The organism is Levilactobacillus muriae (assembly GCF_045862015.1).
GTDB lineage: Bacteria > Bacillota > Bacilli > Lactobacillales > Lactobacillaceae > Levilactobacillus > Levilactobacillus muriae.
In genome coordinates this window covers 104107-129117 of sequence record NZ_BAAFRU010000006.1, presented here as the reverse complement: position 1 = coordinate 129117, position 25011 = coordinate 104107, and the positions used below count along the sequence as shown (strand labels likewise).

Here is a 25011-nt window from a genome sequence, read left to right as displayed (position 1 = left end):
AAAAGATAGTTTATGGAAACCAAGATTTTTCAATCGAATCAAATCGATGAGGCGGCCGCAGCCATTCGAGCCGGTGAATTGGTTGCTTTTCCCACGGAGACCGTCTATGGTCTGGGTGCGGATGCCACTAATGAAGCTGCGGTCAAGCAGGTCTACCTGGCGAAGGGCCGACCGAGCGATAATCCGCTGATCGTCCACGTGACCGGGAAAGACACGGTCAAACAGTACGCCAAGCCCTTGTCGGCAGAGGCGGAAGCGTTGATCAAGGCATTTTGGCCTGGTCCACTGACACTGATCTTTGAGCTACAACCCGGAAAATTATCGAAGGCCGTGACTGGTGGTTTAACGACCGCCGCCTTCCGTAATCCGGATAATCAAGTCACCTTGGACTTGATTAAGGCGGCTGGCGTGCCTTTAGTGGGACCGTCTGCCAACACGTCGGGAAAGCCGAGTCCAACGTTGGCGAAACACGTCTATCATGACTTAAACGGTAAGATTGCCGGCATTCTCGACGATGGGCCAACCAAAGTCGGCGTGGAGTCGACGGTGCTCGATATGTCAACGGAAATTCCAACGATCTTGCGTCCGGGTGGCGTGACCGAAGAACAGCTCGAAGCTGTTATCGGGACGGTACGATCCAACCATCATAAGGTTGGCAAGGGAGAGATTCCTAAGGCTCCGGGAATGAAATACAAGCATTACGCTCCTAATGCTCAGGTGACCATTGTGGATGACGAGGCCGACTGGCCAGCTGCGTTGGCTTGGGCAGCCCAACAGGACGGTACGATTGGCGTGATGGCCTTGGATCACACACTGGCGAATGAAACGCTTCCAGACAACGTTGAACCCTTCTCTCTGGGAGTGGATATGGACAGTGCCAGCCATTTGTTATTTGCGGGCCTTCGACACTATGATCTTGAATCCCCAGTAACTGGCATTCTGGCGCAAGGATTTGCGGCAGACGGCTTAGGAGCGGCATACATGAACCGGTTGAACAAGTCTGCTGGGCAACAACACTTTACGAAGTAGGGTGTATGGTGGCTCAAGCAAAGTGTTAGAATTCTAAATCAAAAATATAAGTGTGATGGCGTCCAACGAATTCGAGTTGGACGCCATTTTTGAATTGTTGGTGGAAAGTAGGCTTACTAACAGTTTGGCCGGATCAAAGTATAAAAAGATAAATGAACCAAACTTCACCCGGAGACTCGGAAAATTTGGTAGAATTAAATTAATGACTAGAAGTTGAAGATTATTATTGCCTGCCAGTAGAGCGACTGGCCAGACCAGTTGCCTATTTGCTGCTCATGCAATTGAGAACACTGGTAAGCTGGTCAATGAGTCAAAGCTAGTTTAACTGGGGGAGACCGAGTCGAAAGCCCGTTTCTTGGCTGGAGGTGGTTTCCCATACTGGGCGGATTCTCTGGCAACCATAGGCGACAATTTTCAACCTTTGGGAATAACTATAGTTCAGGAGGGATCGCCATTGAATTTTAAAGAACAAGATCCAGCGTTATGGGGTGCTATTGCCGATGAAGAACGCCGACAAGAGGATACCATTGAGTTGATTGCCTCAGAAAACATTGTCAGTCACGCTGTTCGGACGGCCCAAGGTTCCGTGTTGACCAACAAGTACGCCGAAGGTTATCCTAAAAAACGTTATTACGGGGGCACCCAGTACATTGATGTCGTCGAACAATTAGCTATTGACCGGGCTAAGAAGCTGTTTAACGCCGAGTACGCTAATGTCCAGCCTCACTCTGGGTCGCAGGCCAATCAGGCCGTCTATGCGGCATTTTTAAAGCCTGGTGACACTATCTTAGGGATGGGACTGGATGCGGGGGGGCATTTAACCCACGGCGCCAAAGTCAACTTTTCTGGGAAACTCTATGAAGCTTACAGCTACGGCCTGAATCCTGAGACGGAACTCCTGGACTACGACATGATTCGCGAGTTGGCCTTGAAGGTGAAACCACAGTTGATTGTCGCTGGGGCGTCAGCTTATTCTCGAATCATTGACTGGAACGCCTTTCGTGCCATTGCCGATGAAGTCGGGGCTTATCTGATGGTCGATATGGCCCACATTGCGGGTCTGGTAGCAGCCGGCTTACATCCAAGTCCAGTCGGCATTGCCGATGTGGTCACGACCACGACGCACAAGACCTTACGCGGACCACGTGGCGGCTTGATTCTCTCACAGGCTGAGAACGCCAAGCGTATCAACTCCGCCGTCTTCCCAGGGACTCAGGGGGGGCCACTAGAACACGTAATTGCCGGAAAGGCCGCCGCCTTCTTTGAAGACCTTCAGCCGAATTTTAAGGACTATGCCCAACAGATTATCACGAACGCTGCGGCAATGGCCGATGAATTCAACCAATTGCCAACGGTTCGTGTGGTCTCCGGTGGAACCGACAATCACTTGATGACATTGGACTTATCCGCTACGGATCTTAATGGCAAGCAGGCACAGGAACTGTTGGATAGTGTGATGATTACCACTAACAAGGAAGCTATTCCGAACGAAACGCTCAGTCCTTTCAAGACGTCTGGTATTCGGTTGGGAACTCCGGCCATTACGACGCGTGGGTTTAATGCCGATGAGTGTCGCGAGGTAGCCCGCTTGATTGTGAAGACCATCCTGAATCCTAATGATGACGCGGTGTTAGCAGGGGTGAAGACCCAGGTTCATGAGTTGACTCAGGCCCATCCTTTAACCGCACTGCCATAAATTTTATGAAAAAGCGTTTTCATTAAAAATTAATCCGTTCTGGTAGCGTAGATAATGGTACAATTGTAAGAAATCATAAAGGAGCGTTTATTCATGGGGAAGTTTCAAGTACTCGACCACCCGTTGATTCAACACAAGTTAACTATTATTCGGAATAAGAACTGTGGCACCCGCAGTTTCCGTGAGGTAGTTAATGAAATCTCAACCTTAATGGCATACGAAGTGTCACGCGACATGCCATTACAGGATAAGGTTATTGAGACGCCAGTGGCTAAAATGACCGCCAAAGAACTTGCTGGTAAGAAAGTGGCTATCGTGCCAATCTTGCGAGCTGGTATTGGGATGGTCGATGGGATCCTAGAGTTGATTCCTGCTGCAAAGGTTGGGCACATTGGTATGTATCGCGATGAAGTGACCTTACAGCCCCATGAATACTTTGTTAAGATGCCATCTGACATTGATCAGCGACAAATTTTTATTGTGGATCCAATGTTGGCTACCGGTGGGTCTGCGATCATGGCCATCGATGCCTTAAAGAAGCGCGGCGCAAGCGAAAAGAACATGAAGTTTGTGTGCTTAGTTTCCGCACCAGAAGGGGTTAAAGCCTTGCAAAAAGCCCATCCAGACGTTGATATCTTTGCGGCTGCCTTGGACGACCACTTGAACGAAGATGGCTACATCGTGCCAGGTTTGGGCGATGCTGGTGATCGTTTGTTTGGGACGAAGTAAACTTTAAAGAGATTCGGCTTAGGGCCGAGTCTCTTATTTGTTTGCCAAAATCGTAACTTTTTGAAATTTGTTCGGCACCTCGGAAGGGTTTTCGGCTTGACCGGACTTATTTGTGTAAAAGGGTCTTGACAACCCGGATTTATTATGGAGCTGATTGCGCACGCAAGTAGACTATGAAACCGGTTACTATCCTTTTCAGCACTAAGCTTTATCCAAGTTCTGAATAATGTTTAGGCTGTGAAAAATTGTTTTGTTTTTTAGCTGAATTGGTGGTATCATTTCCAGTGTATTTGAATGGAGTGCTCGCTTCATTCACTATTCCGCATTTCTCGAAAGAAAGCTTAATAAAAACGTTGGGTGAAACTTTCGAGAAACCGCGTCCATATAGTGTTGAAAAGAGGTGATATTCGGTGAATGATGGTCCAGTTTCGACCTTCCAATTTCTGGGATTAACGTTCAGTACGGCCAACATCGTGTCAGCTACGGTTGTCTTTTTACTTGTTGTTGCCCTGGTTTACTTTACTTCCAGACATTTGGCCATGAAGCCTACCAAGGGGCAAAACTTCTTGGAGTGGCTGATTGATTTTACCAACGGAATTTTGAAGGGGTCCATTCCTACCAAGGAAATTGGTGGTTTTGGATTGTACGGTTTCACTTTATTTATCTTCCTGTTCTTGTCAAACGAATTGGGATTGTTTATCAATCTCTCGTTGCCGAACGGTGCCACCATCGTCCGGAGTCCAACATCGGATCCAATTACGACGTTGACTTTCTCATTGATGACGTTGATGCTTGCGCAATTTGCAGGGGTAAGTAAATTGGGTTACAAGACCCACTTCGGGAATTATATGAAGCCTTTTAAGGTCTGGATAGTTATCAGTATCTTTGAAGAATTCACGAACTTCTTAACGTTGGGTTTACGTATCTTCGGGGTTATCTTCTCTGGCGAAATGCTTTTGGGGATAATTTGGAAGCTTGCGGTTTCACATGGCATCGCAACGATGATAGTCGCTGTACCACTTGAAATGGCCTGGCAAGGGTTCTCAGCTTTCTTGGGAGCAATCCAAGCCTTCGTGTTCGTTACGTTGTCTTCAGTTTACATTTCTCAAAAGCTTGAAGTTGAGGAATAAAGTACTTATCTAATTTTAAGGAGGAAACAAATATTATGGGAGCTATTGCAGCTGGTATCGCTATGGCCGGAGCCGCTATTGGTGGTGGTGTTGGTGACGGTATTCTTATTTCCAAAATGCTAGAAGGTATGGCCCGTCAACCTGAACTATCAGGTCAATTACGGACTAACATGTTCATCGGGGTTGGGCTTATCGAAGCCATGCCTATCATTGCCTTCGTTGTTGCTTTGATGGTTATGAACAAGTAGTTAGTCACAATGATGTTTATATCTGATAGTAGAAGGAGGTGTCAATAGATGCTCTCACATTTAGTGGTTGGCGCAGGGCTTTACTTTGGTGATTCAATTTTCTACGTCATTTGTTTCTTGCTGTTAATGTGGATTGTTAAGATCTTAGCTTGGGAACCAGTGACTAAGATGATGCGCGATCGGGCTGACAAGATCAGTAATGATATTGACTCAGCTGAAAGTTCTCGGAATGAAGCTGCTGACTTAGTTCAGAAGCGTCAAACCGCGTTAGCTAGTTCTCGGTCTGAAGCACAGACGATTGTGAACGATGCCAAGACCAATGGTCAACAACAACGTGAACAAATCGTGACGCAAGCACAAACTGATGTCCAGACGTTGAAGCAAAATGCTCAAAAGGACATTGAACAAGAACGCCAAGATGCCCTGGTCAATGCCCGCAATGACGTGGCGGACCTATCTATTGAGATTGCTTCCAAGATCATTCAACGAGAATTGAAAGCTGACGATCAAAAGGCACTCATTGATTCTTATATCGAAGGGTTGGGGAAGCAACATGAGTCTTAATAGGGCAACTGTAGCTAAGCGCTACGCAAAAGCATTATATGAACTGTTGTCCGAAAAAGACCAACTGGAGTCAGGCTTTACAGAGCTTAAAGAACTTCGCAGTATCTTCCAGGACAACCCGCAATTGAGCACTTTGCTCTCAGACGCTAGCCTGCAGGTTGCTGAACGTGAGACTTTAGTACAACCGTTACTGAAAGACGCATCACCATATATCAAGAACTTTGTTCAAATGGTATATGACTATGGTCGCATGGAAAACGTGGTCGACATCGTTGATCAATTCCAGGCCATGTATGATGAGGCTAACCATACGGTTTACGCTGAAGTCACAACGGCAGTACCTTTAACTGATGATCAAAAGACGAAAATCGAGAAATCCTATGCAGAACGTGTAGGGGCCGATAAGGTTATCTTGAGTAGTCAGGTTGATCCTTCTGTGATCGCTGGGGTCATCGTTAAGGCTGCTGATACGGTTCTTGATGGTAGTTTACGAACAAAAATCAATCGTTTACGGCAGCAACTGCTTGCATAACGAATTCGGTAATAAAGAGGTGAAACTTTCATGAGCATTAAAGCTGAGGAAATCAGTGCTCTAATTAAACAACAATTAGAAAGCTACAAGGATGAAATCTCAGTTGAAGAAACTGGTACAGTTACTTACGTTGGTGATGGTGTTGCCCGGGCCCACGGCCTGAACAACGCTTTGCAAGGTGAGTTGCTGTTGTTTGATAACGGGGTTTATGGGATGGTCCAAAACCTCGAATCCAGTGACGTTGGTATCGTTGTCTTGGGTGATTTTACTGGAATCACTGAAGGCGACTCTGTTAAGCGGACTGGACGAATCATGGAAGTTCCCGTTGGCGATCAATTAATCGGTCGGGTTGTAAACCCACTGGGCCGGCCAATTGACGGTAAAGGGGACATTTCCACGGACAAGACGCGGCCAATCGAACACAAAGCACCTGGTGTTATGGAACGGCAAGGGGTTAACGAACCTCTGCAAACCGGGATTAAAGCCATTGATGCCTTGGTTCCAATTGGACGTGGACAGCGTGAATTGATCATCGGTGACCGGAAGACTGGGAAGTCCTCTATCGCCATCGACACGATCATTAACCAAAAGGGTCAAAACATGATTTGTATCTACGTTGCCATTGGTCAGAAGGCTTCTACGGTGCGTGCACAAGTTTCTACGCTGGAAAAATTCGGTGCGATGGACTACACGATCGTCGTGACTGCTAGTCCTTCCGAACCAGCGCCAATGTTGTACGTTGCACCATATGCTGGTGCTGCCATGGGTGAAGAGTTCATGCACAACGGCAAGCATGTTTTGATTGTCTACGATGATTTAACCAAGCAAGCCGATGCTTACCGTGAACTTTCTCTGATTTTACGGCGGGCACCAGGTCGTGAAGCATATCCTGGTGATATCTTCTACACCCACTCCCGTTTGCTGGAACGGGCTGCTAAGTTAAGTGACGAACTGGGTGGCGGTTCAATGACGGCTTTGCCTGTCATCGAAACCAAGGCCGGGGACGTTTCTGCTTACATCCCAACCAACGTTATTTCTATCACCGATGGTCAAATCTTCCTGAACAGTGATTCATTCTATTCTGGGATTCGACCAGCCATGGATGCCGGGACTTCAGTTTCCCGGGTTGGTGGTGACGCTCAAATTAAAGCCATGAAGAAGGTTGCTGGGACGTTGCGGTTGGACTTATCTGCCTACCGTGAACTTGAATCCTTCGCCCAATTCGGTTCTGATTTGGATGCCGCAACCAAGGCTCGACTAGACCGTGGGGCACGGACCGTGGAAGTCTTAAAGCAAGGCTTGCATGAATCCGTTCCGGTTGCCAAGGAAGTTATTATCTTGTTTGCGTTGACTCATGGTCACTTGGACAAACTCGAAGTTGAAGACGTTCTGCGTTACCAAAACGAGTTGTTTGACTACATGGATGCCAGCCATCAAGACCTCGGAGACACAATTACCAAGACTGGGAACTTGCCAGAAGGCGACTCCCTCGAAAAGGCCATTGCTGAATTCGATGCAACTTTCCAACCAACTGTTAAGGCTGATAACACGGCTGCAGCAGACACGGCTGATTAAGATTACTTGAAGGAAGGATGGTGAGAAATAATGGCTGAATCAATTCATGACGTCCAACGTCGAATTAATTCCACGAAAGCAACCCGTCAAATTACGGCGGCAATGCACATGGTTTCGACCGCGAAGTTAAATAAGATTCAGAAACACGCAGTCGGCTACCAAGACTATGTTTCGAAAGTTAAGGCTGTCGTTATGCATCTTTCACAGTCTCATCTGTTAGATAATTCCTCAAGTAGCCTACAGTCGAACCGTCCAGTAAAGAAAACCGCATATTTAGTGATCACCTCCGATCGTGGAATGGTGGGTAGCTATAATAGTAGCGTGCTCCGGGAAGCCAATACGTTCATTAGTGAACGGACACCTAATCCTGACGACTACATGGTGTTAGCCGTTGGGGGAACCGGTGCCGACTTCTACCGGAACCGTGGAATCAATGTGGCTTATGAATACCGTGGGGTCAGCGATGTGCCTGAATTTAACGAAGTTTGGGAAATCGTTAAGACCGTGACCACGATGTTTAACAATGAGGTGTTTGATCAACTCTTTGTGTGCTACAACCACTTTGTAAACCGGATTTCATCCCGTTTTCGGGCTGAAAAAATGTTACCAGTTGATAAGGAAACTTTGTCGACTGATGCGGCAAACGATACGCAAGCTGCACCTTTAACTGCTGAATACGATACCGAACCTTCTGAAGAAGAAGTGTTGCAGGTCGTGCTGCCACAATACGCAGAAAGCCTAGTTTACGGTGCAATCTTGGACGCGAAGACTTCCGAACACGCATCAAGTTCAAACGCGATGCAATCAGCTACTGATAATGCCGATGATTTGATTGGAACGTTGCAATTGCACTATAATCGTGCACGACAAGCAGCAATCACCACTGAAATCACCGAAATTACTGGTGGCCAGGAAGCCTTAAATAATTAATGACGGGAGGAATTAACGAATAATGAGTGCTGGTAAAATTGTTCAAGTTATCGGACCTGTTGTTGACGTTGAATTCCCACTGAATGATGAATTACCTGACATCAACACCGCCCTTAACATCAAAAAAGATGATGGTAGTATCCTTGTAACCGAAGTTGCCTTGGAATTAGGTGACGGGGTTATGCGGACGATTGCCATGGACGGTACCGATGGTCTTCGCCGGGGTATGGAAGTAGAAAACACGAAAGCTTCTATTTCTGTTCCTGTCGGTGACGATACTCTCGGTCGGGTGTTCAACGTTCTGGGGAATCCTATTGACGGCGGTGCCGAATTTGGACCAGACGCAGAACGGATGCCAATTCACCGTGATGCACCTAAATATGACGAATTAAACCCTACGACTGAAATCCTGGAAACGGGTATCAAGGTTATTGACTTACTCGAACCTTACGTTCGTGGTGGGAAGATTGGGTTGTTCGGTGGTGCCGGTGTTGGTAAGACCGTTTTAATTCAAGAATTAATCCATAACATTGCGCAAGGCCATAACGGGATTTCCGTCTTCACCGGTGTTGGTGAACGGACTCGTGAAGGTAACGATATGTACTGGGAAATGAAAGGCTCAGGGGTTTTGAAGCAAACGGCCATGGTTTATGGTCAAATGAACGAACCCCCTGGTGCCCGGATGCGGGTTGCCCTGACTGGTCTGACCATTGCGGAATACTTCCGTGATGTTAAGGGCCAAGACGTGCTGCTCTTCATTGATAACATCTTCCGGTTCACGCAAGCTGGTTCTGAAGTTTCTGCCCTCTTGGGTCGGATTCCTTCAGCCGTTGGGTACCAACCAACGTTGGCTACTGAAATGGGTCAGTTACAGGAACGGATCACGTCGACGAAGAAGGGGTCTATCACCTCTATCCAAGCCGTTTACGTGCCTGCCGATGACTATACCGACCCTGCTCCTGCCACGACTTTCGCCCATTTGGATGCCACGACTAACTTGGAACGTGCTTTAACGCAACAAGGGATTTATCCAGCCGTGGACCCATTGGCTTCAACGTCTACTGCCTTGGCCCCTGAAATCATCGGTCAAGAACATTACGACGTTGCTACGGAAGTTCAACACGTCTTGCAACGGTACCATGAATTGCAAGATATCATCTCTATCTTAGGGATGGACGAACTTTCCGAAGAAGAACAAACGATTGTTAACCGTGCTCGGCGGATTCAATTCTTCCTGTCACAACCATTCTCCGTTGCTTCACAGTTTACGGGTATGGATGGGAAGTATGTTAAGTTGGATGATACTGTCCGGAGTTTCAAGGAAATCTTAGATGGTAAGTATGATGACCTACCAGAAGATGCTTTCCGGAACTGTGGCGCTATCGAAGACGCTGTCGAAAAGGCTAAGCAAATGAACGCTGCCGTTGCCAACAACTAGGGAGGGATTCTAATTGGCTGATAATCAATCAGTATTATCCGTTAGTATCGTAACCCCAGATGGCCGGGTCTATGAAGACGATGGTGAACTCTTGGTCATTAAGACTAAGTTGGGTCAACTCGGGATCATGCCCAATCACGTGCCCGTCATTTCTTCTTTGGAAGTTGACGAAGTACGGGTTAAACATGATGGTGAAGAGGATGAAATTGCCGTTAACGGTGGATTCCTAGAATTCTCCGATAATGTTGCCACCATTGTTGCTGACAGTGCGGAGCGTCAAGACGATATTGACGTCGGTCGGGCCGAAAGTGCTCGTGCTCGGGCGCAAGCTGCCATTAAAAAGGCGCAAGACGCTCATGACGAAGATACTTTGGCACGGGCTGAGGTCGCTTTGCGGCGGGCCATCAACCGAATTAACGTCGCCAACCATTAAGCACACAAATGCATGTCAAAAAGGGCAATTCTCACTAACGGGAATTGTCTTTTTGATTACATAAAATTAAAAGTGGTCTTCGAACGTAGGTGGCATTAGAATGAGCATGTAAACCTGATGATGGGGAATTGGTATAGGTGCTAGGGAAGCTAAAGTTCGGAATTTGCTGATGACAAATTTTAGCATTTTGAACGAATGATTAGCAATGAAATCCGTTTACCCTATAATTTTAAATGAAAGGACCCCTGGAAACATCATTCGTTGAAATTACTTATAGTTTGTTCAGTCATAGCTATTAATAAAAGCAAATGTAATATTACAAACGCCGATTTTGCTGGAATTTCAAGGACAAGCACGAAAAATTATGCTATAGTTGGTGAGAATGTTTAGAGAGGATTGAGTTAATGAAACTTCTAGGGTTGCAGGCGATTTTAACGATTGTTAGTCATTTGACGTTCATTGCCCTCGCATTTTGGGCTATTTCGGCGTTACACATTGAACGACTAATGTCGGTGTACCCCCGTCAGGCACGGGTTGTTATCGTGATGTTATCGGTAGCGATAGGGTACGGCTGTAGCTCGTTCTTTCTGGACTTCATCAATAATGTTCGTAATCTGGGCTATTTATTATAGGCAAGCCCGAAAATTCTTTGGAGGTATCCCATGGAAAAAATTATCGTTCATGGTGGGAACCGCTTAACTGGTGAGGTTAACATCGAAGGGGCTAAGAACGCGGTTCTGCCAATTCTAGCAGCCTCGATCCTTGGTCAAGATGGACTCACCCACTTAGCAAATGTTCCAGTTTTATCTGATGTTTATACGATGAACAAGGTCCTTCGTTTCCTGAACCTACGCGTTGATTTTAACGAGGAGCGGCGGGAAGTTACGATTGATGCGACCCACCAAGTATCAAGTGAAGCACCATTTGAATACGTTTCCAAAATGCGGGCATCCATTGTTGTGATGGGGCCGCTGTTGGCACGATTAGGTCATGCCCGGGTGGCGTTACCTGGTGGTTGTGCTATCGGAACGCGTCCAATTGATTTACATTTGAAGGGGCTTGAAGCCTTAGGTGCCCGGATTGAGCAGCATGATGGCTACATTGAAGCCTTCGCTGACCAATTAAAGGGCGCGCACATTTACTTAGATTTTCCTAGCGTTGGCGCTACACAAAACATCATGATGGCTGCCTGCCTTGCGCAGGGAACGACTGTGATCGACAATGTTGCCCGTGAACCAGAAATCGTGGACTTAGCTAATGTCTTGAACAAGATGGGGGCTCATGTGCGTGGTGCCGGGACGGAAACGTTGCGGATCGATGGTGTTGAGAAGATGCACGGGACGGAACACAATGTGGTTCAGGACCGGATCGAAGCGGGGACCTTCATGGTTGCTGCCGCGTTAACTCAGGGTAACGTGTTGATTAAGGACGGCATTGTTGAGCATAACAAGCCTTTGATCTCTAAATTACAGGAAATGGGCGTACAAGTGACTGAAGAGGCCGCTGGTATTCGGGTTATTGGTCCAGACAAGCTCATGCCAACGGACGTTAAAACCTTGCCATATCCTGGCTTTCCAACGGACATGCAGCCACAAATGACCATTCTACAGCTGGCTGCTGAAGGAACGAGTACGATGACCGAAACCGTCTTTGAAAACCGGTTCATGCATCTGGAAGAATTACGTCGGATGAATGCCCAGTTCCAGATCAATGGACGAACGGTCGTGATGCACGGGCCGACCGACTTCAACGGCGCCGAAGTTGCAGCTACCGATTTACGGGCTGCCGCAGCTTTGGTCCTGGCCGGATTGGTTGCTGATGGCTACACTCAAGTGACGAACTTGAAGTATCTCGACCGGGGTTACTACGACTTCCACAAGAAGTTAACGGCCCTGGGCGCTCAAGTCAAACGTGTTGACTTTCCAGAAGACGACACGGTGGTCTTGAAGAACACGCACGTTAAAAATTAGAAATTATTTAGGGTGGCACTTGTGGCCGCCTTTTTATTATCAAGAGGGTGCTGGCGTGTGTCAGCACCCATTTGACCCGAAAAAATTTTCGGCAATCCGGGTGTGGGATGCTGAAGACGAAACGTTAATAATTCGTTTAGTTCTCGCCTGAGTGTGAGAAACCATTTAGAGTTGCCGGGGATTATGGTATAATGAAATGTTGAAAATTGGCATTAAAAATCAGGAGGACGCATAAGTATGGCGAAAGACATTGGAATTGATTTGGGGACTGCGAACGTTTTAATCTACGTGGTCGGCAAGGGTATCGTATTAAATGAACCATCAGTCGTTGCAATTGATACGAAGACTGATAAGGTGTTAGCGGTGGGCTCCGAGGCTTATCGAATGGTTGGCCGGACCCCCGGTAACATTCGGGCTATTCGTCCCTTGAAGGATGGGGTCATTTCTGATTTTGATATCACTGAAGCCATGCTCTCCTATTTCATCAATAAATTAAGCGTGAAGGGCTTCCTATCCAAGCCCAACATCATGATCTGCGCGCCAACGAACATCACCGAGATCGAACGGAAGGCCATCATTCAGGCTGCCGAAAAATCCGGTGGGGCCAAGGTTTATCTGGAATACGAACCAAAGGTCGCTGCGTTGGGTGCGGGGATGGATATCTTCAAGCCTAGCGGTAACATGGTCATCGATATGGGTGGGGGGACGAGTGACATCGCCATCCTTTCTTTGGGTGACATCGTGGCTAGTCGCTCGATTCGAGTCGCTGGTGATCGGATGAATGCCGAAATCGTGAACTACTTGAAGCATCACCACAATCTGATTATCGGGGAACGGACCGCTGAAACCATCAAGATTAAGATTGGGACGGCCTACCCAGAACCTGGTAATGAAGAAAAGACCATGGACGTTCGTGGTCGGGATTCCGTTAGTGGGATGCCTACTGAGACGACGATTACTGCCGCTGAAGTTGAATTGGCTATCCATGATTCCGTTGATCAGATTGTGTCAGCGGCTATGGCCGTGTTGGAAACGACACCACCAGAATTGGCTGCGGACATTATTGACCGCGGTATCATGTTAACCGGTGGGGGTGCCTTACTTGATGGTATCGACAAGCTCTTCTCAGAAAAACTGACGGTTCCGGTCATCATTTCGGAAGATCCACTGGATAACGTGGCTAAGGGTGCTGGTGTGCTGTTGGAACACATGGACACTAAGACCGCTAAGGAAAATAACTAACAGTCTGTGGCTGACACAGAAGGAGGTGTAGCGATGAAATGGGTACTGACGAAGCTGGTTCGCGGTTATCAACGGTTCATTTCACCGCTATTTCCGCCGACCTGTCGGTACTACCCGACGTGTTCCAATTACATGCTACAGGCGTTAGCCAAGCATGGTGCAGTTAAAGGCGGCCTGATGGGGCTGGCACGCATCCTGCGTTGCCATCCCTTCGTTCGCGGTGGCGTCGATCCCGTACCGGATCATTTCACTTTACGCCGGAACTTCGCGGCCGAACAGGCCTATCGCAAGGAAATGGGCCTTGATAAAAATTCCCCCACTAAATAAAGGAGAGTTGGCATGAGTAAACGAGAAAAAGCAGTGCAAGTCACAGTTGATGAACAAAAATTGCCAGAAGGCGAAACGATGTCTATCTTGAAGATTGGTGACGAAACGATTGGGACGGTCAAGCCTGACGGTGACCGTTTCGAAGCGCAGCTCAATGACGGTGATGTCTACCGTGCAAAGACGGTCGACGAAGGGGTCGAACTGCTCTTACGGGACTACCACCTGCATCGCGGTTAATAATTTTTAGTAAAGTTGGCCGCAGTGAATCGTTAAAGTTCACTGCGGCCTTTATACTTAGGAGTATCTTAGTTTGAAATAAGGAGCAATCATTGTGGCAAAGAATGCGACAGAACAACGGACCGAGACGGATTCCCGAATCGATTGGGGAATCATCTTCTGTGTCCTGATGTTAGCCCTGATTGGGTTAGCGTCCATCTATGTAGCGGCGACCCACGATAGCAGTGCCACGAGTATTACTTCCGCTGTGGTCTCACAGTTAGTCTGGTACGTTATTGGGACGGTTGCCATCATTATCATCATGCAGTTCGACTCCGAACAGTTGTGGAAGGTGGCACCGCTTCTGTATGGATTGGGCATCTTCCTTCTCCTGGCCGTACTAGTCTTCTACAGTAAGACTTACTACATTAATACAGGGGCCCGTAGTTGGTTTGCCATTGGCTCACTGACCTTTCAACCATCTGAAGTTATGAAGCCAGCGTTCATTTTGATGCTGGCACGAGTGGTGACTGAGCACAACAATTTGAATCCAGTGCACACCATGCGTAGTGATTGGGTACTGATTGGTAAACTCATTCTGTGGACCGTGCCAGTGGCCGTACTATTGAAGTTGCAAAATGACTTCGGGACCATGTTGGTGTTCTTCGCCATTGTGGGTGGGGTCCTACTGGTCTCCGGAATCACCTGGAAGATCATTGCACCAGCCTTTGCGATTATCGCGGGTGTCGGAGGTAGTGCTCTTGCATTGGTGACAACCGATGCTGGACGATCGATTCTGGAGAAGATTGGGTTTCAAGCCTATCAATTTTCCCGAGTTGACACCTGGTTACATCCCTCACAGGATACCTCGAACAACGGGTATCAGCTGTGGCAGAGTATGAAGGCAATTGGGTCTGGTGGCATCTTTGGAACCGGGTTCAATGTCTCTCACGTCTACGTCCCCGTCCGAGAATCCGATATGATTTTCTCCGTAATCGGTGAAAACTTTGGGTTCATCGGGGGCTGTGTCTTGATCTTCCTATACTTCCTGTTGATCTACCAAATGATTCGCGTCACGTTCGATACCAAGAACGTCTTCTACGCCTATATTTCCACGGGGGTCATCATGATGATTCTCTTCCACGTGTTCGAAAACATTGGGATGAGTATTGGGCTCCTGCCACTGACTGGTATTCCATTGCCGTTTGTTAGTCAGGGGGGGTCAGCGTTGATTGGAAACCTCATTGGGATTGGATTAATCATGTCAATGCGGTATCATTATAAGAGTTACATGTTTAGTCGTAACGACGTATTTAAATAAAGAGGAGCTCAGATAATATGGCTGAAATGGTAAAGTATTTTTGGACAAAAGCAGTTGCTGACGGTACCCGAATTGGCTTGACGACTGAAGGACAAGACGAGTTAGGCACCATTAAATTCGCTAAGTTGCCTGCTGTTGGCGACACGATCAAGAAGGGTGAAAATCTATTGAGCGTGGAAGCTGACAAAGCCGTTTCCGACATCCAAAGTCCAGTTTCTGGGACGGTTGCTGCTGTTAATCCAGCATTAGCTAACGACTTCGATGCTTTAAACGGAAGCGATACTGACGCCGCTTGGTTTGTGGACGTTCAAGAAGCTTAATTAGAGTGATCGAACCGGTTCGGCTCCACGTGGAGTTGAGCCGGTTTTTGCGTCTTCTAGGGGGAAGTGCATGATTGTGTGACTCTCCATCTCCGGCTGCCAGGGGCTCTGGTTGTTAGGCAACAATGGTGACCTTACCTAGGCCGGCAAAACCAATTCAATTGCCGTGGTTAGCTGATCGCCATGACTGCCATAACAGTTCTGATCTTCAACGAGTCAAACCAGCCGGGTTTTACTTCACCACGCCACCGCTTCTAAAACCGGTTTCTTAGGCCTTTGCCTGCGAGTCGGGTATAATAGAAGTAGCTATTATAGAAATGGAGTGAGTAATATGGCAGAAAAGAATGTGTTTCACATCAACGGCTACTTGGGCTTGTTGATTGTTCTGGCTTTGTTCATTGGTGGGGGCTGGATGATTTTTGAGGGAATCATGGTGCTACTTGCCATTATTATTTTAGTATTGGCCATATTGGCTGCCAGCAGTCTGACCATCATCAGTCCTAATCAGTCTAAGGTCATGACGTTCTTTGGTCGCTACATCGGGACGATTCGGGAGGCCGGATTGTATCTGACGGTGCCGTTAACGAACAAGTCTACGGTTTCGTTGCGAGTTCGGAATTTCAACAGTGCCATCTTAAAGGTTAACGATCTTCAAGGAAATCCCGTTGAGATTGCGGCAGTGATCGTCTTTAAGGTTGTCGATACCAGTAAGGCCTTATTCTCGGTGGAAGACTACGAGCAATTCGTGGAAATTCAAAGCGAATCGGCCATCCGGCACGTGGCGTCCGAATACGCCTACGATAACTTTGGTGATGGTGAAGCGCTAACGTTGCGGAGCAATCCAACTGAGGTTTCCAACCATTTAACGGAAGAACTTCAGGAACGGCTGAACGTTGCCGGCGTTAAAATTATTGAAACGCGGTTGACGCACTTGGCCTATGCCACCGAAATTGCTTCGGCAATGTTGCAGCGGCAACAATCACAGGCCATCCTATCTGCTCGAAAGATCATCGTGGAAGGGGCCGTGTCAATTACCGAGGGGGCCATTTCCCGGTTAGCCAACGAAACCGATCTAGAACTCAGCGATAATCAAAAATTACAACTGATTAACAACATGATGGTATCAATCATCAACGAACGAGGTTCCCAACCGGTTATTAATACGGGTAAAATAGAGTCATAACGACTTGTTGTTAGATGACCTGTCACTGGGGAAAATGAAGTTAACTTTAATGAAGAACTAAGGGTTGAAAGCCAAAATACTCACCTTACTCTTGCGATCGCAGGATTTGTCACCGCTAAATTAGTGACAAGGGTCGCACTCCGGATGCCAGGGATTCCGCTTGCTGTGGGGAACACTGACAACCGCAGGCGGCTAACATGGTTTTAAGAACTTACAAGAATCAGAAAGAAAATCACTGGAGGGTAACAAGATGGATGAACAGATAGGGGAGTTGCAGCAGCAGCTCGCGACCTTAAACGAAGAGTTAAAAAAGGGGACGGTTTTCCAGTCCCTGGGGCCGCGGCTGGGGCAATTGATGGACGGTATCCATCGGCGGCGGCGCACTCCTGTCACGTTACCTGATGATCAGGATGGTATCGAGGAGCTGCTAAGTACGCTTCGCAGCCGGCTTGAGCAAAATCAACCGTTGGAAATTTCTTTGAAGGATTTAGACTTTCTGCTACACCATCTAGCATCACCCAATCCTGCGATTCGGTATAATGGCGTTAATTTCACAGTTTACGATGCGCTGCAGCAAAACGCATTGGGCGTTAACGATATGGTGACATTGGTTAACTTCCTGAGTCGTGACGAGACATTATTCAGTCACATTCTCGAGCCGACCAACGCTGCCATCTTTGGTCGGGCCGGTTCAGCCTCCTTGCTGGCAGTCGCTCTCCACTTTATCGGAGAGAACGATGCTCAGGGGATGGTAGACTACAGCCATTTGGTCAATCAAGTGGCGACTTACATCTGCTTGGAGACAGACACGCGGGGATTTATCAATCAGCAGGGCTGGGCCCACGCCTACGCGGCGATCATTGACCTGTTAACGGTGTTGGCGGAGACCGATATTTTACCAAGGGCCGATAAGCTCTTCTTACTGGTCACCTTGATTGAACGTCTGAAGCGCCTGACCACGCCGCTAATCTATGGAGAAAATGACCGGATGGCTAACTATTTTGTGACGCTAACCAATCGGCACCCGTTGTATGAGACGGTCTTATTGGACGCCCTGAAACAATGGCGACTAGCAGTGGCCCGACGTCGGCGGCCGGACAATCTGGCGGGGTGGAATCAGTTCTTTAACCGCAAGCGCTTGTCTGATGCCCTCCGACTGAGAAATGATGCCAGTCCGAAACTCAAAAAATATTTAAACTCAACTATCGATTTTTTGGGCTGAATTTTTTCGAAAAATATATTCAATTTTTTAGAGAAATGGTATACTGTAGGCTAACCGAAATATATACGATAGGATGAGTGACAAAATGGATACAAAAACAAAGTTACATGTAGGTCTATTATTCGGTGGTAATTCTTCGGAACATGACGTTTCTAAGCGTTCAGCCCACAACATCTACGACGCAATGGACAAGTCACGTTACAACGTTAGCTTATTCTTACTGACGCGTGACGGCTTCGTTTTAAGCGATGCCGCTTCCCGGCGCGTCTTTGATGGTGAAGATGAAGCAACGGTCGCTGCTGAAGAACAAGCCCAAGTAGACGCTACGAACCCATTGGCACCCATTTGGAATTTATCTCAAGCAAAGGATATTGATGTTTTCTTCCCAATTATTCATGGTAACTTGGGTGAAGACGGTACGATCCAAGGGCTTTTCCGCTTACTGAAAAAGCCTTTCGTGGGGAGTGGCGTCTTGGCATCAGCGACGGCCTTTGATAAGGATATGACGAAGCAGGTTTTGACGACCCACGGTATTCGGAATACGAAATACGTGGTCATCACACCGGAAAATCGTGACGAATACGATTACGCCACGGTTCAGGAAAAGTTGGGGACAAACGTCTTCATCAAACCTGCTAACCAAGGTTCCTCAGTCGGCATTCACAAAGCCGGAAATGCGGAAGAATTTAACGCGGGTGTCGCTGACGCCTTTCGTTATGACTTCAAAGTGATGGTGGAAGAAACGATTGCGGGTCCCGAGGAAGTCGAAATTTCCATTTTGGGTAACGAGCACCCTCAAGCATCTAAGCTGGGTGCTATTCGGGTGCCAGAGTCTGATGTGTTCTACGATTACAACAACAAGTTCGTTGACGCCAGTGGCGTGACCTTCGAAGTGCCAGTTGAATTACCAGCTGAACTCACCACGGAAATCACGACGATGGGTCTGCGGACATACGCTGCCCTGGGCTTAAAGGGCATGGCACGGATTGATTACTTGGTTTCCAAGGATGGCGTACCTTACGTCGGTGAGGTCAACACCTTACCTGGGTTCACCAACATCAGCTTGTACCCACAGCTATGGCAAGCTTCCGGGATCAGTTATGCGGATTTGATTGATCGTTTGATTGAACTGGCCTTAGAAGAATTCAAGTATCAAGATGAATTGGCTTACGATTTCATTCCGTTAGATAACAATTCGGCGGCATCAACTTACAAGCCGAAAAAGTAGATTTTACTGATGACCGGTATGGAGCGGAGACGTTTCGTGCCGGTTTTTTGTTGGTTCACGTGTAGGTAAGTAGGGGAGGCCGTTGTTTTGCTAGGATTTGGACGCCGTCTGGTGAGAAGTTGGCGCGTGGGATTAGTCACGCCGGGGATGCTGCTTGGTTGGGAAATGGTAGCCGGACTGTTCGCTCTGGTTCGCTGGTGTGGTCAGCAACCGGGCTGGTCGGTGAGTCTGGTGCTAGCCGCGATTGCTTTGGCAGTGGGAATTGCTGGACAGTTCACGCAATTGGCGCGGTTATTCACTGGGACACCGATTCCTGACTGGCAAACGAGCTGGCAGTTGGCTTGGCGGTACAAGTGGCTCTGGTTGCTGGTGGAACTCTGCGTGGCCGTTCTCGCGTTACCACTGGGGTCGTGGGGCCTGAGTAGTCGGATTCTCGTCCGACTGCCGTTAGCGGCAAGCTGGGTAAATTTTGTGTCGCTTCACCGGCGGCCGGTGGTGATGGTCGCTGCTGTTATCTATCTGCTCTTGGCTGGTTACATACTGTTGTGGGGGCCGCGGCATTTCCGCCGCTTGACACCGCAATTGAAACGGCCGGGAACGGTGGGGCAAATGGCTGGCGGTCTCCTGGTTTGTGGCATGTTCACATTTGGTTGGTGGCTGATTAGTGAAGGCCTAGTGTGGGGCAACAGACTCGGTGGACGTCACGCTTCGGCACAGATGGCAGCAAGTTTGCTCGCGGTTTCGTTGGCTTTCGTCCTGCTACTCTTTGCTGTGACCAGCATCTTGGGCGTGATCACGGTCGTGTGGAGCTGGTGTGGCCAGCCAAACTGTTCGTTAGCGATCGTTTCTGGGCAGTCTCATCGTCACTGGTGGCCCGTTGTTGGCGGTCTCGTCTGTCTGGGCTTAGTTGGTGCTGTCGTTCAGCAGACGCTGACACAACGACCGCAATTTGCCAACATGGCTCTCATTAGCCACCGTGGCGTCGATCATGCCTGGGGTGTTCAGAATACCATTGTGGCCCTGCGACATGTGAGCCGGGAGCGGCCGACCTACGTAGAGATGGACCTCCATGAGACGAAGGATCACCAATGGGTCGTGCTCCATGATGAAAATTTGCGGGTTCTCGCGGCGCGGAACGTCACACCACACCAGTTGACGCTCCGTCAGTTAGAACGGCTGACAGTCCACGAGAATGGCCAATCCACGCGATTAGCGGGATGGCCTGACTATTTACGGGCCGCAGAGCGGTTACATCAGCCATTGATGGTGGAACTCAAGACAACGCCACAGGATTCGGCAGAGATGACCCGACGTTTTGCACGGCAGTATGGGCAACGATTGGTTCGGGACCATGATGTCGTCCACTCCCTGGATTATCGAGTGGTCACACAGCTTCGGCGGCGGGTGCCGCGACTAAAGGTTGGCTATATCTTGCCTTTTAACTGGGTAGCGCCACAGTCGGTCCCGGCAGATTTCTATTCTTTCCAGCGAATTTCGGCTAGTCAGCAATTTATCGTGGCGGCTCATCAGATGGGTGTTCCGGCCTATATTTGGACGCCAGATTCGCGGGTAAAAATGACCCGGATGTGGGCGCTGGGCGCGGATGGTCAGATTACGAATGAATTACGGCGACTACGATCGGTGACCCAGCAGGCGCCACAACGTAATGGGTGGGCTGTGCTCCAGAATTTTATTTATAGCTATTAACTGATTAGCGGACAAGTAGATATTTACTGAAAGTACGAATTATATAAACAATTCGGGAATTAATATACGACCAATTGGGGCTGTTTATTAATTCCTTTGTTTTTAAATGATAAAATGGTATAGACAGATTAAAGTTCCTTAATAAATTCGCATTATGCTTGTAATTCCCAATGAATCACTTATCATGGTAAGTAAGATAAAGCGGTCGAGTCTGGCCAGTCATTACCAGGGGATAAATATTAACGCCTATTATGATTTGCGGTCGGGGAACCGGCGTTGATGACGTTTGCGTAATGTTCGGATTTATCGGTTGACAGCTACCTAACGTTACGAATCGTAGGGAGAGATGAGATGCGTTTATTAGGGAATAAGGTTAAACAATACCGGAAACAGAAGAATTTGTCGCAACAGGAACTGGCTGAAGGAATCTGCACCCAAGCTACTGTTAGTTTGATGGAAAAGAAAGATAAGTTACCTAGCATTAAGATTATTTTACAGATCTGCCGGCGATTGAATATTTCATTGAACGATGTTTTATCGGGATTAGGTAGTGGGTTAGATGAACAGTTTAGCTGTATTTCGCAAGCCATACGACGTGGAGACTATTCATTGGCAGCGGAAATGCTGGCGAAGATGAATATGACTAACGTTCAAAATGGCTTTGACCGCGAGCGGTATCATTATTATCGCGGATTCGTCGAAATGGGCGCCCGGCAACGACCAGATGAAGCCATTTTTCATTTTAATTTATTACTGCACCGTTCTCATCGGATGCCGTGGGATCTCTATGCAATTGTGGGTAACGTCGGAATGGCGGATGCCTATATGGCACGGCAGGAGTTGGATAAGACCCGTTACTATCTGAACGCGGCTAGTAACTATCTCGACGACTTCGAGTGGCACGATGAAGAGAACTTCCAGCGGATGATCTGGGCGCGCTACCGGATTGCCAAGATGTATCTCGACATAGATCAGCCACAGATGGTGATCGAAAATGTTGAAGCGGCGTTGCGTGCGGTCAAGCACCAGGCTTCACTATACTTAATTGACGTCTTGTATGAGCTAAAGGGGCAGGCGGAACAAGCCTTGCTGGCGACCGCAGCTGCGAAGCGTAGTCTGGTGATTGCCCGGACGCTTGCTCTCGTGACACATAACGTGGCTCTGCAAGAACGACTGACGCCTCAGATTGGTGCGATGCTAACTGAATAGTCAGAAAGAGTGTGGCAAAAGGCAGTTAACGGCCGAGAGTTAAGGCTGATAACTGAAGAATTCTAGACTAGAAATTGTGTGAATACAAAGGGACCGTGACAGTTGTCACGGTCCCTTTGTAGGTGATGACTAAAGGTTGAAAAAAGTACCGCCACCCCCCACAGGGATGACGGTACTTGGTTTTAAATAATAATTGTGATTATCTTTCAGACTTCGTGTTCTTAGCTGGCTGGTTGTTTTGGTCGGTCCGAACGACGATGACGTCGCAGACAGCGGTCCGAGTGACGTATTCCGTGACGGAACCAATGAGTAACCGTTCCACCGCATTTAACCCGGTAGCACCGATCATGATGAGGTCAGTGTCGTTGTCTCGTGGAACGTCACGGGCGATAATGGTCTTTGGTGCACCGTACTCGATGGCATAATCGATATTTTCTAAGCCATCAGCCTTGGCATCGGCCACGTATTTGTCCAGTGTCTTCTTCGCCGTTTCCGTAACTTGTTCAACCATGCTGGTATCGAAGCTGGAAATATTTTGGAAAGCCCGCGTATCAACAACGTGAACGAGATGTAAATCAGCATCGTTACGCTTAGCAACAGCGACCGCTTTCTTAAAGGCTAATTCGGCCTCGTATGAACCGTCAACTGGAACTAAAATGTGCTTGTATTGTTGTAACATATTGTTCACCTCTCATTACTTTATACTCTTATCATACGTTATTTAACGCCAAATAAAAAGCAATATGGTGAAAAAAGGTGGAAAACTTGGAAACGGTTACCGCTTTGGAAACCAGTGCAAAAGCATCAGTTGGAAAGTCATAATTGCAATCACGCCGGCTAGTAAAGTCAGTGAAATAAAGATGGTATTATTCATGATGGTGGCAATAGCTGCTAGCACACCGATGATCATGAGGATGGTACCGCAGATGACGAGGACACGGCTTAAATTCGGAAACTCTTCTGGGTGAAAGACCAGAAAGGGGCGTTGGCGATGGCTAAAGGCAAAATAGCCGATACCGAATGAGAGTAGGGTGTAGCAAATCATAAGAATCGTGATGACCATGAGGGGCCTCCTTGAATTTTTTAGAATTTTAAATTTTAAAATTTTTTTGTCACTTTACGCAATATTAGTCGCGACAGAATCGTGGTGGTAAGTCAGTAACTGCCACTAGCCGATGTCAATCTACCTAGAATAGCACACTGACGCCAAAAGAAAAGGGCCATTCAATGGAATGGCCCGCAAAGCACGAATGCTTTTGATGATCTAAGTGGTGCCGTTAATTGTCTAGTCATGTTGACCCGCGATGACAAATGCAGGGGGGAGAGCGTGGCAGAGCGTCTGACTTCCAAGTGAAAAGGCATGTCATGTTCTCTGCCCTTAGGCAATCCCGTTTTATAATTACTTGTTCGGCAACTTGTAGTGAGACAACGCGTACACCTTAGAACCACTTGTATAGTAGCATATTTTTATTAATAATTCAATTCGTTACGTTCGATTGGCCCGGCGGAGACGGTCGTACTGTTCCGCAAGTTGGCCTTCAAAACGGCCGTTCATCTTGGGATGGTAGTACTGGGCGTCACGGAGGGTGTCTGGTAGATACTGTTGTTTGACCCAGTCGTTAGGGAAATCGTGAGGGAATTGATAGGCGGTGCCGTGGCCTAACTTCTTGGCACCAGCATAGTGGGCGTCTTTCAGACGGTCTGGAACCGCGCCATTGTGGCCGTTCATGACATCTGCCAAGGCCTCATCTATTGCGGTGATGCCGGAGTTGGACTTGGGTGACAGACAGAGCTCAATGACCGCGTCGGCTAGAGGAATCCGACCCTCGGGTAAGCCCAACTGCTGGGCGGCAGTGACGGCTTGAACGGTGCGGGCAGCGGCCGGTAAATTGGCCATACCAATGTCTTCATAGGCAATCACCATCAGCCGCCGACAGATTGCGGGCAGATCACCTGCGGCTACCAGTTGGCCCAGATAATGGAGAGCGGCGTCTGTGTCGCTACCCCGAATTGACTTCTGAAAGGCAGAAATCACGTCATAGTGGGCATCCCCGTTCTTGTCACCAACCAAAGCGCGGCGCTGGAAACATGCCTCGGCAACCTCGAGGGTAATATGAATGCGTGCGTCACCCCCCGGCGGCGTCGACTGTGCTGCGAGTTCCAAGCCGTTGAGGGCGCTTCGTAGGTCACCATTGGTTGCACCAGCCATGAAATGAAAGGCATCGTCATCAATGTCCAGTGGGAGATCACCCAGTCCCCGTTCCTTGTCTGTAAGGGCACGACGCAGAGCCGTTTCAATGTCGTCTAAGGAAAGCGGATGAACCTCGAAAATTTGCGTCCGGCTTCGAATGGCCGGATTGATGTTGATGTAAGGATTCTCGGTGGTTGCCCCGATCAGAATGATTCGGCCGCTCTCCAAGTGGGGGAGCAGAAAGTCTTGTTTGGTCTTATCCAACCGGTGAATTTCGTCCAGTAAGAGAATGACGGTGCCACTCATCTTGGCTTCGGCCGCCACGACTTGAAGGTCCTTCTTGGAATCGGTCGCCGCGTTCAACTTGCGGAAGGCATACTTGGTCGATCCAGCAATCGCACTGGCGATGCTGGTCTTTCCGGTACCCGGCGGTCCGTAAAGAATCATAGAGGATAGTAATTTTGCCGCAACCATCCGGGCAATGATCTTACCCGGGCCGACCAAGTCTTGTTGGCCGACCACGTCTTCTAAACGCTGTGGTCGCATGCGGTAAGCAAGTGGTTGTGCCAAA

At 48.2% G+C, this 25011-nt stretch carries 26 protein-coding genes; 23 read left to right on the top strand and 3 right to left on the bottom strand.

Going from position 1 to position 25011, the window contains the following annotated elements:
* Nucleotides 1-12 precede the first annotated feature (12 nt).
* The 23 genes from ACKTSF_RS05735 (at nucleotide 13) to ACKTSF_RS05625 (ending at nucleotide 22249) form a co-directional block, all read left to right on the top strand.
* The gene (locus ACKTSF_RS05735) at nucleotides 13-1029 is read left to right on the top strand and encodes an L-threonylcarbamoyladenylate synthase (protein ID WP_407887460.1); all 1017 of its coding nucleotides are present in this window, start codon (nucleotides 13-15) and stop codon (nucleotides 1027-1029) included.
* 454 nt (nucleotides 1030-1483) lie between these two features.
* Nucleotides 1484-2725 carry a serine hydroxymethyltransferase gene (gene glyA, locus ACKTSF_RS05730; protein WP_407887458.1) on the top strand — a complete coding sequence of 414 codons (1242 nt, stop codon included), beginning with the start codon at nucleotides 1484-1486 and terminating at the stop codon, nucleotides 2723-2725.
* A 93-nt stretch (nucleotides 2726-2818) separates the two neighbouring features.
* Nucleotides 2819-3454, top strand: a complete 636-nt coding sequence (gene upp, locus ACKTSF_RS05725; protein ID WP_407887457.1) for a uracil phosphoribosyltransferase — start codon at nucleotides 2819-2821, stop codon at nucleotides 3452-3454.
* A 410-nt stretch (nucleotides 3455-3864) separates the two neighbouring features.
* Nucleotides 3865-4584, top strand: a complete 720-nt coding sequence (atpB, locus tag ACKTSF_RS05720; RefSeq protein ID WP_125701126.1) for a F0F1 ATP synthase subunit A — start codon at nucleotides 3865-3867, stop codon at nucleotides 4582-4584.
* Between the two features lie 35 nt (nucleotides 4585-4619).
* Nucleotides 4620-4832: a F0F1 ATP synthase subunit C gene (gene atpE / locus ACKTSF_RS05715; protein ID WP_020088408.1), complete on the top strand. Its 213-nt coding sequence runs from the start codon at nucleotides 4620-4622 to the stop codon at nucleotides 4830-4832.
* A 48-nt stretch (nucleotides 4833-4880) separates the two neighbouring features.
* Nucleotides 4881-5396 carry a F0F1 ATP synthase subunit B gene (atpF, locus tag ACKTSF_RS05710; RefSeq protein WP_407887454.1) on the top strand — a complete coding sequence of 172 codons (516 nt, stop codon included), beginning with the start codon at nucleotides 4881-4883 and terminating at the stop codon, nucleotides 5394-5396.
* Nucleotides 5386-5928 carry an ATP synthase F1 subunit delta gene (gene atpH, locus ACKTSF_RS05705; protein ID WP_407887452.1) on the top strand — a complete coding sequence of 181 codons (543 nt, stop codon included), beginning with the start codon at nucleotides 5386-5388 and terminating at the stop codon, nucleotides 5926-5928. Before atpF ends, atpH begins: the two co-directional genes overlap by 11 nt.
* A 30-nt stretch (nucleotides 5929-5958) precedes the next feature.
* Nucleotides 5959-7503 carry a F0F1 ATP synthase subunit alpha gene (gene atpA, locus ACKTSF_RS05700; RefSeq protein ID WP_407887450.1) on the top strand — a complete coding sequence of 515 codons (1545 nt, stop codon included), beginning with the start codon at nucleotides 5959-5961 and terminating at the stop codon, nucleotides 7501-7503.
* A gap of 30 nt (nucleotides 7504-7533) precedes the next feature.
* On the top strand, nucleotides 7534-8433 hold the full coding sequence (locus tag ACKTSF_RS05695; protein ID WP_407887448.1) for a F0F1 ATP synthase subunit gamma: 900 nt from the start codon (nucleotides 7534-7536) through the stop codon (nucleotides 8431-8433).
* Between the two features lie 22 nt (nucleotides 8434-8455).
* Entirely contained in the window at nucleotides 8456-9871 is a 1416-nt protein-coding gene (gene atpD / locus ACKTSF_RS05690; RefSeq protein ID WP_407887447.1) for a F0F1 ATP synthase subunit beta, read from the top strand.
* A 13-nt stretch (nucleotides 9872-9884) separates the two neighbouring features.
* Nucleotides 9885-10304, top strand: a complete 420-nt coding sequence (locus tag ACKTSF_RS05685; protein WP_407887445.1) for a F0F1 ATP synthase subunit epsilon — start codon at nucleotides 9885-9887, stop codon at nucleotides 10302-10304.
* Between the two features lie 404 nt (nucleotides 10305-10708).
* Nucleotides 10709-10936 carry a DUF1146 family protein gene (locus ACKTSF_RS05680; RefSeq protein ID WP_020088401.1) on the top strand — a complete coding sequence of 76 codons (228 nt, stop codon included), beginning with the start codon at nucleotides 10709-10711 and terminating at the stop codon, nucleotides 10934-10936.
* Between the two features lie 30 nt (nucleotides 10937-10966).
* Nucleotides 10967-12274 (top strand): UDP-N-acetylglucosamine 1-carboxyvinyltransferase, encoded by a 1308-nt coding sequence (murA, locus tag ACKTSF_RS05675; protein ID WP_407887443.1) that lies wholly within the window; start codon nucleotides 10967-10969, stop codon nucleotides 12272-12274.
* A gap of 237 nt (nucleotides 12275-12511) precedes the next feature.
* Nucleotides 12512-13516, top strand: coding sequence for a rod shape-determining protein (locus tag ACKTSF_RS05670; protein ID WP_407887441.1), 1005 nt, complete (start codon nucleotides 12512-12514; stop codon nucleotides 13514-13516).
* 33 nt (nucleotides 13517-13549) lie between these two features.
* A complete protein-coding gene (gene yidD / locus ACKTSF_RS05665) occupies nucleotides 13550-13843 on the top strand; it encodes a membrane protein insertion efficiency factor YidD (protein WP_407887439.1) in 294 nt (97 codons plus the stop codon).
* Nucleotides 13844-13855: 12 nt separating this feature from the next.
* Entirely contained in the window at nucleotides 13856-14080 is a 225-nt protein-coding gene (locus ACKTSF_RS05660) for a DUF2969 domain-containing protein (protein WP_125701132.1), read from the top strand.
* 94 nt (nucleotides 14081-14174) lie between these two features.
* Nucleotides 14175-15380 (top strand): FtsW/RodA/SpoVE family cell cycle protein, encoded by a 1206-nt coding sequence (locus ACKTSF_RS05655; protein ID WP_407887437.1) that lies wholly within the window; start codon nucleotides 14175-14177, stop codon nucleotides 15378-15380.
* Nucleotides 15381-15397: 17 nt separating this feature from the next.
* Nucleotides 15398-15700: a glycine cleavage system H family protein gene (locus ACKTSF_RS05650; protein WP_407887435.1), complete on the top strand. Its 303-nt coding sequence runs from the start codon at nucleotides 15398-15400 to the stop codon at nucleotides 15698-15700.
* A gap of 331 nt (nucleotides 15701-16031) precedes the next feature.
* Nucleotides 16032-16883, top strand: a complete 852-nt coding sequence (locus ACKTSF_RS05645; RefSeq protein ID WP_407887433.1) for an SPFH domain-containing protein — start codon at nucleotides 16032-16034, stop codon at nucleotides 16881-16883.
* 250 nt (nucleotides 16884-17133) lie between these two features.
* Entirely contained in the window at nucleotides 17134-18105 is a 972-nt protein-coding gene (locus tag ACKTSF_RS05640) for a DUF2785 domain-containing protein (RefSeq protein ID WP_407887431.1), read from the top strand.
* 85 nt (nucleotides 18106-18190) lie between these two features.
* The gene (locus ACKTSF_RS05635) at nucleotides 18191-19333 is read left to right on the top strand and encodes a D-alanine--D-alanine ligase family protein (RefSeq protein WP_407887429.1); all 1143 of its coding nucleotides are present in this window, start codon (nucleotides 18191-18193) and stop codon (nucleotides 19331-19333) included.
* An 87-nt stretch (nucleotides 19334-19420) separates the two neighbouring features.
* Complete coding sequence (locus ACKTSF_RS05630) at nucleotides 19421-21040, top strand: glycerophosphodiester phosphodiesterase (RefSeq protein ID WP_407887427.1); 1620 nt, start codon at nucleotides 19421-19423, stop codon at nucleotides 21038-21040.
* Between the two features lie 351 nt (nucleotides 21041-21391).
* Nucleotides 21392-22249: a helix-turn-helix transcriptional regulator gene (locus ACKTSF_RS05625; protein ID WP_407887426.1), complete on the top strand. Its 858-nt coding sequence runs from the start codon at nucleotides 21392-21394 to the stop codon at nucleotides 22247-22249.
* Between the two features lie 199 nt (nucleotides 22250-22448).
* Here ACKTSF_RS05625 and ACKTSF_RS05620 read toward each other — a convergent pair whose 3' ends face one another.
* The 3 genes from ACKTSF_RS05620 to ACKTSF_RS05610 form a co-directional block, all read right to left on the bottom strand.
* Entirely contained in the window at nucleotides 22449-22928 is a 480-nt protein-coding gene (locus tag ACKTSF_RS05620; RefSeq protein WP_407887424.1) for a universal stress protein, read from the bottom strand.
* Nucleotides 22929-23024: 96 nt separating this feature from the next.
* Nucleotides 23025-23312, bottom strand: a complete 288-nt coding sequence (locus ACKTSF_RS05615; protein ID WP_407887422.1) for a hypothetical protein — start codon at nucleotides 23310-23312, stop codon at nucleotides 23025-23027.
* Between the two features lie 423 nt (nucleotides 23313-23735).
* Complete coding sequence (locus ACKTSF_RS05610) at nucleotides 23736-25010, bottom strand: replication-associated recombination protein A (protein WP_407887421.1); 1275 nt, start codon at nucleotides 25008-25010, stop codon at nucleotides 23736-23738.
* Nucleotide 25011: the final 1 nt, after the last annotated feature.

Excerpts from the sequence above, each read along its gene's own strand:
- yidD (WP_407887439.1), top strand. The coding sequence starts at position 13,550 with ATGAAATGGGTACTGACGAAGCTGGTTCGCGGTTATCAACGGTTCATT.
- ACKTSF_RS05650 (WP_407887435.1), top strand. The coding sequence starts at position 15,398 with ATGGCTGAAATGGTAAAGTATTTTTGGACAAAAGCAGTTGCTGACGGT.
- murA (WP_407887443.1), top strand. The coding sequence starts at position 10,967 with ATGGAAAAAATTATCGTTCATGGTGGGAACCGCTTAACTGGTGAGGTT.
- ACKTSF_RS05735 (WP_407887460.1), top strand. The coding sequence starts at position 13 with ATGGAAACCAAGATTTTTCAATCGAATCAAATCGATGAGGCGGCCGCA.
- ACKTSF_RS05695 (WP_407887448.1), top strand. The coding sequence starts at position 7,534 with ATGGCTGAATCAATTCATGACGTCCAACGTCGAATTAATTCCACGAAA.
- ACKTSF_RS05640 (WP_407887431.1), top strand. The coding sequence starts at position 17,134 with ATGGATGAACAGATAGGGGAGTTGCAGCAGCAGCTCGCGACCTTAAAC.
- ACKTSF_RS05625 (WP_407887426.1), top strand. The coding sequence starts at position 21,392 with ATGCGTTTATTAGGGAATAAGGTTAAACAATACCGGAAACAGAAGAAT.
- atpE (WP_020088408.1), top strand. The coding sequence starts at position 4,620 with ATGGGAGCTATTGCAGCTGGTATCGCTATGGCCGGAGCCGCTATTGGT.
- upp (WP_407887457.1), top strand. The coding sequence starts at position 2,819 with ATGGGGAAGTTTCAAGTACTCGACCACCCGTTGATTCAACACAAGTTA.
- atpH (WP_407887452.1), top strand. The coding sequence starts at position 5,386 with ATGAGTCTTAATAGGGCAACTGTAGCTAAGCGCTACGCAAAAGCATTA.
- ACKTSF_RS05670 (WP_407887441.1), top strand. The coding sequence starts at position 12,512 with ATGGCGAAAGACATTGGAATTGATTTGGGGACTGCGAACGTTTTAATC.
- atpA (WP_407887450.1), top strand. The coding sequence starts at position 5,959 with ATGAGCATTAAAGCTGAGGAAATCAGTGCTCTAATTAAACAACAATTA.
- ACKTSF_RS05645 (WP_407887433.1), top strand. The coding sequence starts at position 16,032 with ATGGCAGAAAAGAATGTGTTTCACATCAACGGCTACTTGGGCTTGTTG.
- ACKTSF_RS05620 (WP_407887424.1), bottom strand. The coding sequence starts at position 22,928 with ATGTTACAACAATACAAGCACATTTTAGTTCCAGTTGACGGTTCATAC.
- atpF (WP_407887454.1), top strand. The coding sequence starts at position 4,881 with ATGCTCTCACATTTAGTGGTTGGCGCAGGGCTTTACTTTGGTGATTCA.
- ACKTSF_RS05615 (WP_407887422.1), bottom strand. The coding sequence starts at position 23,312 with ATGGTCATCACGATTCTTATGATTTGCTACACCCTACTCTCATTCGGT.
- atpD (WP_407887447.1), top strand. The coding sequence starts at position 8,456 with ATGAGTGCTGGTAAAATTGTTCAAGTTATCGGACCTGTTGTTGACGTT.
- ACKTSF_RS05660 (WP_125701132.1), top strand. The coding sequence starts at position 13,856 with ATGAGTAAACGAGAAAAAGCAGTGCAAGTCACAGTTGATGAACAAAAA.
- ACKTSF_RS05635 (WP_407887429.1), top strand. The coding sequence starts at position 18,191 with ATGGATACAAAAACAAAGTTACATGTAGGTCTATTATTCGGTGGTAAT.
- ACKTSF_RS05680 (WP_020088401.1), top strand. The coding sequence starts at position 10,709 with ATGAAACTTCTAGGGTTGCAGGCGATTTTAACGATTGTTAGTCATTTG.